This is a genomic window from Cellulomonas sp. NPDC089187, from assembly GCF_040685135.1.
Taxonomy (GTDB): domain Bacteria; phylum Actinomycetota; class Actinomycetes; order Actinomycetales; family Cellulomonadaceae; genus Cellulomonas.
The window spans coordinates 728,254-739,550 of record NZ_JBFBHI010000002.1 but is presented as its reverse complement, the minus strand read 5'-3'; the positions used below and the strand labels follow the sequence as shown (position 1 = coordinate 739,550).

The window sequence follows — 11,297 nt, the reverse complement described above, 5'->3', positions numbered from 1 at the left end:
CCCCGGGGATGACACAGGTCAGCCCTGGGCTTCTTCCTCCGCCTTGGCGGCGGCCGCCTCAGCCGGGTAGGCCTCGTCCAGCTGGTCAAAGACCTGCAGCGTGGTCATGATCCCGCAGGCCAGATGCTGGTCGATCTGCTCGTCGGTGATGCCGTGCTCGTAGTCCACGGTGTGCTCGCCGTAGACACCGAGCACCTCACCCTCGGCACGGACGTAGACCTTGGGCCAGAGCTTCTCGGCGTTCCACTGGTTGACGATCTGCGTCAGCGCGCCGAGCTGGTCGACACCGACCTTGCGGTTCCAGCGACCCCGGGACTGGAAGTACTCCCCGGACTTGCCCAGCTGGAAGAAGTAGAACAGGTGGCCGTCCCAGACGCCGAAGATGTCACCGTCGTCGTCGACGCCGTAGTTCATCTCCCGGCGGTCCAGCACCGCCTTGATGCGGTCCTTGGTCAGCGGTGCCAGCGCAGCCGCCGGGGTCGCGTCCGGCTTGGTGAAGAAGCCCATGATGATCCTCAAGTTCGTGCGGTCAGAGCGTCGCGCGGGACGCTAGGGGAAGCTGGTCGAGCCCTCGGAACCGTACGCGAGCGCGGCGGTCGGTGCGGTCATTCGGACCCGCTATGAGTAGCGTGCGCCTACTCAAGGAGGCGGTCCAGCAGCCCGAATGCGCGCAGTGAACCATCCATCGCCGTGGTCAGGTGCCGGTGGATCTGCCGATCGGTCAGCCCTGCGCGGTCAGACACGCAATGGGCGTCGACGGTCAGGCCCTGACCCCACGGCACCGCGGTCAACTGGACGCGCTCATCCTCACTGGCCCATCGCCGCAGGACGGCATGCAACATCGGGGCACGCCCGGACTCCACGCTGCGGTGCCAGCGGGTGCGAATCATGAGGGCACCGTCGACACAGCCGATCCGAAACAGGTGCCCGGCGTGGAAGCTGCCGATCCGCCCGTCGTCGTCGGTGCCGTAGTGCAGACCGTGCCGGTCCAGCACGGTCATGATCCGGTGTTCGGTCACCCGCCGTCCCGTGGAGCTCATGAGGTGCCACGCTAGGCAGCCGCGGGCGCACTTCCGGCATACGGGGACGTTCCGGACCCGATCTGAGTACCGCGAGGGGGTAGGTGGCGTCCGGTTCGGGCCCGGGTAGGGTTGTTCGCATGGGTCTCTTCCGGAACCGCCGGTGGTCGACCGTCGCCACCGGCGCCCCGGGCAACGCACTCGGATCCGCCCCGGCGGACGGACATCCGACCCCGCTGGCACCCGAGCGGATCGTCGCCTGGCTCAAGGACAACGACTTCCACTACTTCACCGATGACGACGGCGATATCGGCGGTTTGTGGAAGGGGCGACTGATCTTCTTCTTCCTGCTGGGCGAGAAGCAGGAGATCCTGCAGATCCGTGGCCAGTGGCATCGGGAGATCGCCCTGGAGCGCCTGCACGAGGTGCTGGACGCCTGCGAGGAGTGGAACGCGGAGCGGATCTGGCCCAAGACCTACGCCCGGGTGCGGGACAACGGCATGGTGACGGTGGTCGCGGAGACCTCCACCGACCTGGAGCACGGCGCTACCGACGACCAGCTCGCACAACTGCTGCACTGCGGATTGGGCAGCGCGAACAGCTTCTTCGACGCCATCGATGAGATGTACCCGGACCCGGCGGCGGTGGCCCCGTGACCGCGCGCTCCCCCGGGTGGTTGTCCCGGGTGCTCGGCGCACCGGTGGCCCCCGTGCGTCCGGTGCAGGACCGCCCCACCCGACTGACCCAGGATCGGGTGGCTGCGGCGTTGTCCAGCCACGACTACCACTTCCGGGTCGATGACGACGGTGACCTCACCGGGGTGTGGAACCAGAACCGCTTCTGGTTCTTCTTGCTGGGCGATGACAAAGAGCTGTTCCAGGTCCGTGGCCGGTGGCACCGCCAGCTGCCGGTCGAGGCGCGCCGTTCAGGCACGCTGGCGCTGAATGACTGGAACCGGGACCGGATCTGGCCGAAGCTCTACTTGCGCGAGGAGCAGGGCGAGCTCGCGGTGTACGCCGAGGTCTCGACCGACCTGGAGCACGGGGTCACCGCCGAGCAGCTCGACCAGCTGATCTCCTGCGGAATCGGCACCGGGGTGCAGGCATTCGAGGCACTGGACGCGCTGCTGCCGCCTGCCGGCACGGACTAGCGCCGAGTAGGCAGCCCGAGCAGCACCGGACCGGCCTGCCCTGCCCCGGTGCCGCAGGAGTCGCCACCACCGTGGTCGTGCTCGTCGCCGCGGGCCCAGGCGTCACCGGCCCGGGTGCGCCGCACCGCGAAGCTGCCACCGGTCAGAGCCGAGTCGGCGACCAGGTGATGCGGCGCGGCATGGGTGATGTCGACGGTGACCAGATCACCCGGGCGCGGACGGTCGACCTCCGCCAGCGACGGCGGCAGTGCGAAGTGCACCAGACGGTTGTCGGCGGCCCGGCCGGACAGGCGGTGGGTCTCACCGTCCTTGCGTCCCTCACCCTCGGCCATCAGGACCTCGACGGTGCGCCCGGTCTGCTTGCGCATCTCCTCCAGCGCGATCCGGTCCTGCAGGGCGATCAACCGCTCGTAGCGCTCCTGGACGACCTGCTTGGGCAGCTGGTCGGGCAGGTCCGCAGCGGGCGTGCCGGGCCGGATCGAGTACTGGAAGGTGAACGCCGAGGAGAACCGACTCTGCTCCACCACCTGGAGGGTCTGCTCGAAGTCCTCCTCGGTCTCGCCCGGGAACCCCACAATGATGTCGGTGGTGATCGCCGCATCCGGCATCGCAGCACGCACCCGCTCCAGAATGCCGAGGAACTTGGCCGACCGGTACGACCGGCGCATCGCCCGCAGTATCCGGTCCGAACCGGATTGCAGCGGCATGTGCAGGCTGGGCATCACCGTCGGGGTCTCCGCCATCGCGGCGATCACGTCGTCGGTGAAGGACGCCGGGTGCGGGCTGGTGAACCGCAGCCGCTCGAGCCCCGGGGTGGCACCGGCGGCGCGCAGCAGCTTCGCGAAGGCCTGCCTGTCACCGAACTCGACGCCGTAGGAGTTCACGTTCTGACCCAGCAGCGTGACCTCGATGGCACCCTGGTCGACCAGCGCCTGGACCTCGGCCAACACATCGCCGGGTCGGCGGTCGCGCTCCTTGCCGCGCAGGTGCGGCACGATGCAGAAGGTGCAGGTGTTGTTGCAGCCCACGCTGATCGACACCCACCCGGCGTAGACCGACTCGCGCTTGGTCGGCAGCGTGGAGGGGAAGACCTGGAGGGACTCGGCGATCTCCACCGCAGCGTCCTGATTGTGCCGGGCGCGTTCCAGCAACACCGGCAGCACGTCCAGGTTGTGGGTGCCGAAGACGACATCCACCCACGGTGCCCGCTCGACGATGCCGGTGCGGTCCTTCTGTGCCAGGCAGCCGCCCACGGCGATCTGCATCCCCGGACGGTTCCGCTTGATCCCGGCCAGACGACCGAGGTTGCCGTACAACCGGTCGGCGGCGTTCTCCCGCACCGCGCAGGTGTTGATCACGATGACGTCGGCCTCCTCGGCGGCGACTGCCTCCGGGGTCGCCGCGACATAGCCGGCCTGCTCCAGGAGCCCGGCCATGTGCTCGGAGTCGTGGACGTTCATCTGGCAACCGAGGGTCTTGACCAGGTAGGTGCGAGCCTCCTGGCCGACGGCGGATGCGGGGGGCGTCATCGTGCTCATCGCGGACCAGGGTACGTCGAGGTGTTACCTGCCTGTGACCGCACCGAATGGCGCAGGTCACACTCCGCCCCTACCGTCACGGAATGGTTCAGATCGACACAGAGCACGATGGCGTGCCCCTGGTGGTGCTCGACGGCGTACAGAAGCACTTCGGCGACCTGCATGTGCTGCGAGACATCGACCTGACTGTCGCCCAGGGCGAGGTGGTGGTCGTGATCGGCCCCTCCGGCAGCGGCAAATCCACCCTGTGCCGAACCATCAACCGGCTGGAGACCATCGACGCCGGCACCATCACCGTGGCCGGTCGGGAACTGCCCGCCGAGGGCAAAGAACTCGCCCGGCTGCGCGCCGATGTGGGGATGGTCTTCCAGTCCTTCAACCTCTTCGCGCACAAGACCGTGCTGGAGAACGTCACCCTCGGTCCGATCAAGTCCAAGCGGCAGTCCAAGGCCGAGGCCAGGCGGTCCGCGCAGGAGCTGCTGGACCGGGTCGGGGTCGGGAACCAGGCGCACAAGCTGCCGGCACAGTTGTCCGGTGGGCAGCAGCAGCGGGTGGCGATCGCCCGGGCCCTGGCGATGAAGCCACAGGTCATGTTGTTCGACGAGCCGACCTCCGCCCTCGACCCGGAAATGATCAACGAGGTGCTCGACGTCATGACCGACCTGGCCAAGGACGGCATGACGATGATCGTCGTCACCCACGAGATGGGCTTCGCCCGCCGTGCCGCGCACCGGGTGGTCTTCATGGACGGCGGTCAGATCCTTGAGGAAGGCACCCCCGAGCAGTTCTTCACCGCACCGCGCACCGACCGGGCCCAGGACTTCCTGTCCAAGATCCTCACGCACTGACGTCAACCGGAAGGAACCACGCCATGCACCGCATCGCTCGCACCGGAGCGGCCCTGGCCGCCGTGGGTCTCACCCTCGCGGCCTGCTCGTCCGGAGGGGACTCCGGCTCCGACAGCACCAGCTCCGACGGTGGCTCCGACACCCTCACGGTCGGGATCAAATTCGACCAGCCCGGCCTCGGCTTGCAGGAGGGCGGCGACTACACCGGATTCGACGTCGACGTCGCCCGGTACATCGCCGAGCAGCTCGGCTACTCCGAGGACCAGATCGAGTTCCGGGAGGCACCGTCGGCCCAGCGGGAGAACCTGCTGTCCAACGGCCAGGTGGACATGATCGTGGCCACCTATTCGATCACCGACGAGCGCAAGCAGACCGTGGACTTCGCCGGGCCGTACTTTGTCGCCGGGCAGGACCTGCTGGTCGCCGAGGACTCCGACATCACCGGACCCGAGGACCTGGACGGTCAGCTGCTCTGCTCGGTCACCGGCTCCACCCCCGCACAGCGGATCAAGGACGAGTACGCCGGGGACGTGCAGTTGCAGGAGTTCGACGGGTACTCCGAGTGTGTGGAGGCGCTGGCCGCCGGCACCATCGACGCGGTGACCACCGACGACATCATCCTGGCCGGGTTCGCCGCGCAGGACGCCTACGCGGGCACCCTCAAGGTGGTCGGCAACCCGTTCTCCGAGGAGAACTACGGTGTCGGGCTGCCCAAGGATTCGGACATGTGCCAGGACGTCACCGACGCGATCACCGCGATGATCGACGACGGCACCTGGCAGGAGTTGCTGGACGCGAACCTAGGTGACGCGAACTACACGCCAAATGCGGACCTGAACCCGCCGACGCCTGAGGCCTGCGGCTGAGGCCCGCCAATGGGTGACTACTGGGCGCAGTTCACCGAGTTGTTCAGCCAGTACGACGTCCTCGCCGCCTTCCGGACCACCCTGGTGCTCTCCGGGCTGGCGGCGGTGGGCTCGCTGGTCATCGGCACGGTCATCGCTGTGATGCGGGTCTCCCCCGTGCCGAGCATGCGGGCTGCCGGGGCGTTCTACGTCAACACGATTCGCAACACCCCGCTGACGCTGATCATCGTGTTCTGCAGCCTCGGGCTGTTCTACACGATGGGTCTGGCGCTGGCCTCGCGGGAGTCGCCGACCTTCCTGGACGACAACAACCTGCGACTGGCGGTGCTCGGGCTGTCCGTCTACCACGCGGCCTTTGTCGCCGAGGCGTTGCGCTCTGGGGTGAACACCGTGCCGGTGGGGCAGGCCGAGGCGGCGCGGGCGATCGGGCTCGGCTTCGGGCAGGCGATGCGGATCGTCATCCTGCCCCAGGCGTTCCGGGGCGCGGTGGCACCGCTGGGCAACGCGTTGATCGCGCTGATCAAGAACACCACGGTGGCCTCCGCCATCGGGGTGGCTGAGGCCTCCGCACTGATGAAGACCATGATCGAGTTCCGGCCCGATGTGATCTTCGCGGTGTTCCTGCTGTTCGCGCTCGGATTCGTGATCATCGTGCTGCCCACCGGCGTGCTGATCACCTGGGCCTCCCGGCGACTGGCGGTGCAGCGATGAGCGACCTGTTGTTCGACGCCCCCGGACCGCGCGCCCGGCGGCGGATGCTGATCGCGAACATCGTGGCGGCGGTGGTGCTGCTGGCCATCGCAGCGGTGTTCATCAAGGCACTGGTGGATAAGGACCAGCTCACCGCTGCCCGCTGGTCACCGTTCCTCACCGGCGAGGTCTGGCAGTACTACCTGCTGCCGGGGCTGCGCGGCACCCTGGTCGCCGCGGGGATCTCCATCGTGACCTCGCTGGTGTTCGGGCTGCTGTTCGGACTCGGCCGAGTGTCGACCCTCGCGCCGGTGCGCTGGTTCTGCGGGGCGGTGGTCGAGTTCTTCCGCGCCGTGCCGGTGCTGCTGATGATGGTCTTCGGCTGGTTGTTCCTCGGGCAGTTGCAGATTCTGCCGGTGGACCAGCTGCCGCTGGTGGCGGTCGTGGCGGGGCTGACGCTCTACAACGGTTCGGTGGTGGCCGAGCTGATCCGCTCCGGGGTCTACGGACTTCCCCGCGGTCAACGCGAGGCGGGGCTGGCGGTGGGGCTGACCGAGGGTGCCACCCTGCGCTCGGTCCTACTCCCCCAGGCTTTGGTCGCAATGCTGCCGGCGCTGATCAGCCAACTGGTCGTGATCCTCAAGGACTCCGCACTGGGATACCTGATCACCTACGTCGAGCTGCTGCGGCAGGGGCGACAGATCGGGACCACGTACCAGAACCTGATCCCAGCGCTGATCGTGGTGGCCCTGATCTTCATCGTGGTCAACGTGCTGCTGGGCACGGTGGCCCAGAAGCTCGCCGGGCGGTTGCGCGGGCGGACAGCAGGTCCGGTGCGGGCGGGAGCTCCGGGCAACGCCGTGGGGGTCGGCCGGTCGGACGCCACGGCGACCTGAGCGGTCCGGGGCTAATGCCGGTGCTGGCTCCGCTGCCTGTGCTGGCGCTGCTGCTGGGTGCTGGCCCTGGTGCTGGGCGGCAGCCCTGGTGCCGGGTGCTGGTGACGGTCAGCTCGCTGTCGCGGACGCCCGCACCTCGCGCACCACGGTCACCTTGATCTCGCCCGGGTAGGACAGGTCCTTCTCGATGTGCCGGGCAATCTCCACCGCCAGGCGGCCCATCGCCTCATCCGGCACCTCGGCGGGCTCCACGACCACCCGCAGTTCCCGGCCCGCCGCCATCGCCAGTGCCCGGCGCACACCGGCGTGCCCGACCACCAACGTCTCCAACTCGTCCAACCGCTCGATGTGCTGATCGATGTCCTCCCGGCGCGCACCCGGTCGGGCCGCCGACACGGCATCCGCCGCCTGCACCAGCACTGCCTCCACCGTCTCCGGCGGCACCTCCTCGTGGTGCGCGGCTACCCCGTTCACCACCGCGGCTGACTCGCCGTACCGCTCCACCAGCGCCGCGCCCACCTGGGCGTGCGTGCCGGGCTGCTGACCGGTCAGCGCCTTGCCGATGTCATGCAGGAAGGCGGCCCGGCGGGTTACCTGTACGTCGGCACCGACCTCGGTGGCCAGTTGCGCGGCGACCAGGGCGGTTTCCACCAGGTGTTCCAGGACGTTCTGGCCGTAGGAGGTCCGCGTCCGCAACCGACCCAGCGTCCGGATCAGTGCCGGATCCAGGCCGCTCACCCCGGCGCGCTCGGCCGCATCGTGCCCGGCCTCCTCATCACGCTGACCGGCACCCGCCTGCGCGGCGGCGACGGCGGACTCGATCCGCTGCGGATTGATCCGGCCGTCCGCCATCAGCTGGTCGAGGGCGACCTGCGCGATCTCCCGACGCTCAGCGTCGAAGCAGCTGAGCACCACCGACCCGGGCGTCTCGTCCACCAGGACGTTCACCCCGGTCAACGCCTCGAAGGTCCGGATGTTGCGGCCCTCCTTGCCGATGATCCGGCCCTTCATCTCATCCGAGGGCAGGGGCAGCACAGTCACCGTGCTCTGCGCGCTGGTCGCAGCGGCGGTCCGGAACAGCGCGGTGGCGATGATCCGGCGTGCGCGGGCGTCGGCGGAGCGCTTGGCCTGCGACTCGATCCGGCGCACGGTGGCGGCAGCGGACTGGGTGGCGTCGGCGGTCACCTGGCGGATGAGTTCGGCGCGGGCCTCGGAGGCAGTCAGCCCGGAGGAGGCCTCCAGCCGTTCGATGGCCTCCTGCTCGGCTGTGCGAAGCCGGTCGGCCAGGTCGCGCTCTGCCGTGGCGATGCGCTCAGAAGCCTCGCGCTGTGCGGCGGAGACCTGCTCGGTCTCGGCCCGGACGGCGCGCTCACGCCGGGTGACCTCGCTCTCGCGGTCGGACAGGGCGCGTTCCGCGGTGGACACCGCTTGCTCCCGCTCGGTCAGCCGCTCCTCACGCCGTTGCACATCGGCCAGTCCGGCGCGCGCCTCGTCCTTGATCGACTGCACGTCCTGCTGCGCCTGGCGTCGGAGTGCGGTGGCTTCCCGCCGCGCGATCAGAACCAGGATCAGCGCGACCAGGCATGCCGCCAGTAAACCGACGACGATCGCCATGTCGTGCATGAGTCCTCCTGTCGGGCACACCGGGACAGCCATTCTTCCCTATGACCAGGGGTGCGGGAGTCCCGTGGGGTCCGGCGATCAGCTCTCGGACTCCTCCGCTGCCAGTTCTTCCCGCACGACCCGAGACACCAACCCGCCCGCATACCCCTTGCGCCCGAGTGCGCCGTAGGCACGACGCATCCGAACCTCCCGCTCCAGGCCCCGGGTGGCGCGCAGCTTCTTGCGGGCCAGAGCGCGGGCGGCTTCCTCCTCATCGGCATCATCGACCTGATCGAGCGCCGCCGCGAAGTCCTCCGGGGACACTCCTTTGCGCCGCAGTTCTTGGGTCAGCGCCCGCCGGGAGAGGCCACGCTCGGCGTGACGCGAGCGGACCAGCATCTCCGCGTAGGCGGCGTCGTCGATCAGGCCGACCTCGGTGAAGCGGTCCAGCACACGCTCGGCCACGTCCTCCGGTACATCCCGCCGGGCGAGTGCCTCGGCCAGTTGGTGACGGCTGCGCGGTGCGGCAGTGAGCTGGCGCAGGACGATAGCCCGTGCGACGGACTCCTGGTCCGGTTCGGCGTCGACCGCGGCACTGCCGGCGTCGGGGGGTTCGGTCGCGGGCATCCGGCGGGTCGACCGTCGGGACCGCGCGCTGCGCCGCGTGGTCAGGGGCTCAACTGCTTCTGGGGCGTGGGGGTCGGCTGCGTCTGCGAGGTGCGGCTCGACGGTGTCGGGGGTGCGAGGCTCACCCGCACCGGGGAGGGCCGCGTCGCTGGCGGTCTCAGCGACCCGAGCAGCCAACATGCGGGCGACCCGCTCCTGCGCCTCGGTGCGAGCGCGCTCTTCAGCAACGGGGGTGGACCCGGCTCCGGGTGCCGGGCTCAGCGAGGACGCCGGGCGCAGGTGGGCGGCCAGGTCGCTGAGTGAGACTGGGTCGTCAGCTCCGGACCCAGCAGCCCGACCCGCGCGGCGCGACTGCGTCGCATCGCGGTCGGCGACGCGGCTGTCAGCGGCGGGGCCATCGGCGGCGCGGTTGCGGGCGGCGCGGCCATCGGTGGTGCGGTTGCGGGCGGTGCCGCTGCGGTCGGCACGGGTCCGCGACGCTGCGCCCGAGACGACCCGGTCGCTCCGCGTCGTGGGCACGGAGCTCCGGCCGTCATCGGCTGACGTCGCCCGCCGAGACCAGTCCCCCCGCGTCCGGGCTGGGGCCCGCTGGGGCGTGGTCCAGGCCGATCCGGACTCGTCCCCGGGCGGCGCGAAGGAGCCACCGGTCCATGCCGTGTCCCCGGTGGCGTCGTCCCAAGCCGAGCCGTCCTGGTCCGTCGACCAGGCGTCATCCGCCTCGGCGACCTCGACCCAGGGATCCTCTGCGACGGGCACCGGCGCCCAGGGATCGTTCCCCTGAGCGCCGGTGTCCATGCCGTGCTGTGTCGACATCAGAAGTCGACCTTGACCTCCTCGGCCTGGTCGGCCGATGCGGGGGCGACACCGATGCCCAGCTTCTCCTTGATCTTGCCCTCGATCTCGGCAGCGAGCTCCGGGTTGTCCCGCAGGAACGCGCGGGCATTCTCCTTGCCCTGGCCGAGCTGATCGCTCTCATAGGTGAACCACGAGCCGGACTTGCGGACGATGCCGTGCTCGACGCCCAGGTCGATCAGGCTGCCCTCGCGGGAGATGCCGACGCCGTAGAGGATGTCGAACTCGGCCTGCTTGAAGGGCGGGGCCATCTTGTTCTTGACCACCTTGACCCGGGTGCGGTTACCGACCGCGTCCGAGCCCTCCTTCAGCGTCTCGATCCGGCGGATGTCCATCCGGACGGAGGCGTAGAACTTGAGCGCCTTACCACCGGTGGTCGTCTCCGGGGAGCCGAAGAAGACGCCGATCTTCTCGCGCAGCTGGTTGATGAAGATCGCGGTGGTGCCGGAGGCGTTCAGCGCACCGGTGACCTTCCGCAGGGCCTGCGACATCAGGCGGGCCTGCAGACCCACGTGGCTGTCACCCATCTCGCCCTCGATCTCGGCCTTGGGCACCAGAGCCGCCACCGAGTCGATCACGATGATGTCGATCGCGCCGGAGCGGATCAGCATGTCCATGATCTCCAGCGCCTGCTCACCGGTGTCCGGCTGGGAGACCAGCAGCGCATCGGTGTCGACGCCGAGCTTCTTGGCGTAGTCCGGGTCCAGGGCGTGCTCGGCGTCGATGAACGCGGCGATGCCACCCTGACGCTGGGCGTTGGCCACTGCGTGCAGGGCGACGGTCGTCTTACCGGAGGACTCGGGGCCGTAGACCTCGATGATGCGGCCCTTGGGCAGCCCACCGATGCCGAGTGCCACGTCCAGCGCGATGGAGCCGGTCGGGATGACCTCGACCGGGGCGCGACCCTCCTCGCCGAGGCGCATGATCGAGCCCTTGCCGAACTGGCGGTCGATCTGGCTGAGGGCGGCCTCGAGGGCCTTCTCGCGGTCCTGGGGAGCGGGCATGTATTCCACCTCGTCGATTCGAGCAGCGTCTCTCGCTGCGCCTGCGGGGGCTGGTCTCTGATGTCGTGCGACGACGGTATGCCCGACCACCGACATGTCCTGCGGGAGCGTCCACAGGTCGCGGGAACACCCCCGGCTGGGGACGGTCCGACGACCCGCGCGGCCACCCGCCGGCGTCATCAGCGGCCACTGTAGCCGAACATCT

12 protein-coding genes are annotated in these 11,297 nt (G+C 69.3%); 6 read left to right on the top strand and 6 right to left on the bottom strand.

Annotated elements, in window-relative coordinates; translation table 11 throughout:
• Positions 1–18 precede the first annotated feature (18 nt).
• Together AB0N78_RS07785 and AB0N78_RS07780 are read right to left on the bottom strand one after the other, a co-directional pair.
• Positions 19–507, bottom strand: coding sequence for a YbjN domain-containing protein (locus AB0N78_RS07785; RefSeq protein WP_363387950.1), 489 nt, complete (start codon positions 505–507; stop codon positions 19–21).
• A 128-nt stretch (positions 508–635) separates the two neighbouring features.
• Positions 636–1,040, bottom strand: a complete 405-nt coding sequence (locus AB0N78_RS07780; RefSeq protein WP_363387947.1) for a YbjN domain-containing protein — start codon at positions 1,038–1,040, stop codon at positions 636–638.
• Between the two features lie 119 nt (positions 1,041–1,159).
• Here AB0N78_RS07780 and AB0N78_RS07775 point away from each other — a divergent pair, with 119 nt between their 5' ends.
• Both AB0N78_RS07775 and AB0N78_RS07770 read left to right on the top strand, forming a co-directional pair.
• Positions 1,160–1,675 carry a YbjN domain-containing protein gene (locus tag AB0N78_RS07775; protein ID WP_363387944.1) on the top strand — a complete coding sequence of 172 codons (516 nt, stop codon included), beginning with the start codon at positions 1,160–1,162 and terminating at the stop codon, positions 1,673–1,675.
• Positions 1,672–2,169, top strand: coding sequence for a YbjN domain-containing protein (locus tag AB0N78_RS07770; RefSeq protein WP_363387941.1), 498 nt, complete (start codon positions 1,672–1,674; stop codon positions 2,167–2,169). Before AB0N78_RS07775 ends, AB0N78_RS07770 begins: the two co-directional genes overlap by 4 nt.
• Here the strand turns inward: AB0N78_RS07770 and miaB are convergent.
• Positions 2,166–3,707, bottom strand: coding sequence for a tRNA (N6-isopentenyl adenosine(37)-C2)-methylthiotransferase MiaB (gene miaB, locus AB0N78_RS07765; protein ID WP_363387938.1), 1,542 nt, complete (start codon positions 3,705–3,707; stop codon positions 2,166–2,168). The two genes, AB0N78_RS07770 and miaB, sit on opposite strands and share 4 nt — an antisense overlap.
• Before the next feature lie 83 nt (positions 3,708–3,790).
• Between miaB and AB0N78_RS07760 the strand changes: the two genes are divergently transcribed.
• Genes AB0N78_RS07760 through AB0N78_RS07745 form a run of 4 tightly spaced genes read left to right on the top strand, consistent with a single transcriptional unit; the run spans position 3,791 to position 7,007 of the window.
• A complete protein-coding gene (locus AB0N78_RS07760; RefSeq protein WP_363387936.1) occupies positions 3,791–4,555 on the top strand; it encodes an amino acid ABC transporter ATP-binding protein in 765 nt (254 codons plus the stop codon).
• A 23-nt stretch (positions 4,556–4,578) separates the two neighbouring features.
• Positions 4,579–5,421 carry a glutamate ABC transporter substrate-binding protein gene (locus tag AB0N78_RS07755; protein WP_363387933.1) on the top strand — a complete coding sequence of 281 codons (843 nt, stop codon included), beginning with the start codon at positions 4,579–4,581 and terminating at the stop codon, positions 5,419–5,421.
• A 9-nt stretch (positions 5,422–5,430) separates the two neighbouring features.
• Positions 5,431–6,132: an amino acid ABC transporter permease gene (locus AB0N78_RS07750; protein WP_363387930.1), complete on the top strand. Its 702-nt coding sequence runs from the start codon at positions 5,431–5,433 to the stop codon at positions 6,130–6,132.
• Positions 6,129–7,007: an amino acid ABC transporter permease gene (locus tag AB0N78_RS07745; protein ID WP_363387927.1), complete on the top strand. Its 879-nt coding sequence runs from the start codon at positions 6,129–6,131 to the stop codon at positions 7,005–7,007. The genes AB0N78_RS07750 and AB0N78_RS07745 overlap by 4 nt, the downstream gene beginning before the upstream one ends.
• Before the next feature lie 108 nt (positions 7,008–7,115).
• On the opposite strand, the gene rny is transcribed toward AB0N78_RS07745, so the two are convergent.
• The 3 genes from rny to recA all read right to left on the bottom strand — a co-directional run bounded on the left by rny (position 7,116) and on the right by recA (position 11,092).
• Positions 7,116–8,630, bottom strand: a complete 1,515-nt coding sequence (rny, locus tag AB0N78_RS07740) for a ribonuclease Y (protein ID WP_363387925.1) — start codon at positions 8,628–8,630, stop codon at positions 7,116–7,118.
• A 78-nt stretch (positions 8,631–8,708) separates the two neighbouring features.
• Positions 8,709–10,049, bottom strand: coding sequence for a RecX family transcriptional regulator (locus tag AB0N78_RS07735; RefSeq protein WP_363387922.1), 1,341 nt, complete (start codon positions 10,047–10,049; stop codon positions 8,709–8,711).
• Entirely contained in the window at positions 10,049–11,092 is a 1,044-nt protein-coding gene (gene recA / locus AB0N78_RS07730; protein WP_363387919.1) for a recombinase RecA, read from the bottom strand. Before recA ends, AB0N78_RS07735 begins: the two co-directional genes overlap by 1 nt.
• Positions 11,093–11,297: the final 205 nt, after the last annotated feature.

Coding starts and splice junctions, on each gene's coding strand:
- AB0N78_RS07755 (WP_363387933.1), top strand. CDS start 4,579: ATGCACCGCATCGCTCGCACCGGAGCGGCCCTGGCCGCCGTGGGTCTC.
- AB0N78_RS07785 (WP_363387950.1), bottom strand. CDS start 507: ATGGGCTTCTTCACCAAGCCGGACGCGACCCCGGCGGCTGCGCTGGCA.
- miaB (WP_363387938.1), bottom strand. CDS start 3,707: ATGAGCACGATGACGCCCCCCGCATCCGCCGTCGGCCAGGAGGCTCGC.
- AB0N78_RS07780 (WP_363387947.1), bottom strand. CDS start 1,040: ATGAGCTCCACGGGACGGCGGGTGACCGAACACCGGATCATGACCGTG.
- recA (WP_363387919.1), bottom strand. CDS start 11,092: ATGCCCGCTCCCCAGGACCGCGAGAAGGCCCTCGAGGCCGCCCTCAGC.
- AB0N78_RS07760 (WP_363387936.1), top strand. CDS start 3,791: ATGGTTCAGATCGACACAGAGCACGATGGCGTGCCCCTGGTGGTGCTC.
- rny (WP_363387925.1), bottom strand. CDS start 8,630: ATGCACGACATGGCGATCGTCGTCGGTTTACTGGCGGCATGCCTGGTC.
- AB0N78_RS07750 (WP_363387930.1), top strand. CDS start 5,431: ATGGGTGACTACTGGGCGCAGTTCACCGAGTTGTTCAGCCAGTACGAC.
- AB0N78_RS07735 (WP_363387922.1), bottom strand. CDS start 10,049: ATGTCGACACAGCACGGCATGGACACCGGCGCTCAGGGGAACGATCCC.
- AB0N78_RS07745 (WP_363387927.1), top strand. CDS start 6,129: ATGAGCGACCTGTTGTTCGACGCCCCCGGACCGCGCGCCCGGCGGCGG.
- AB0N78_RS07775 (WP_363387944.1), top strand. CDS start 1,160: ATGGGTCTCTTCCGGAACCGCCGGTGGTCGACCGTCGCCACCGGCGCC.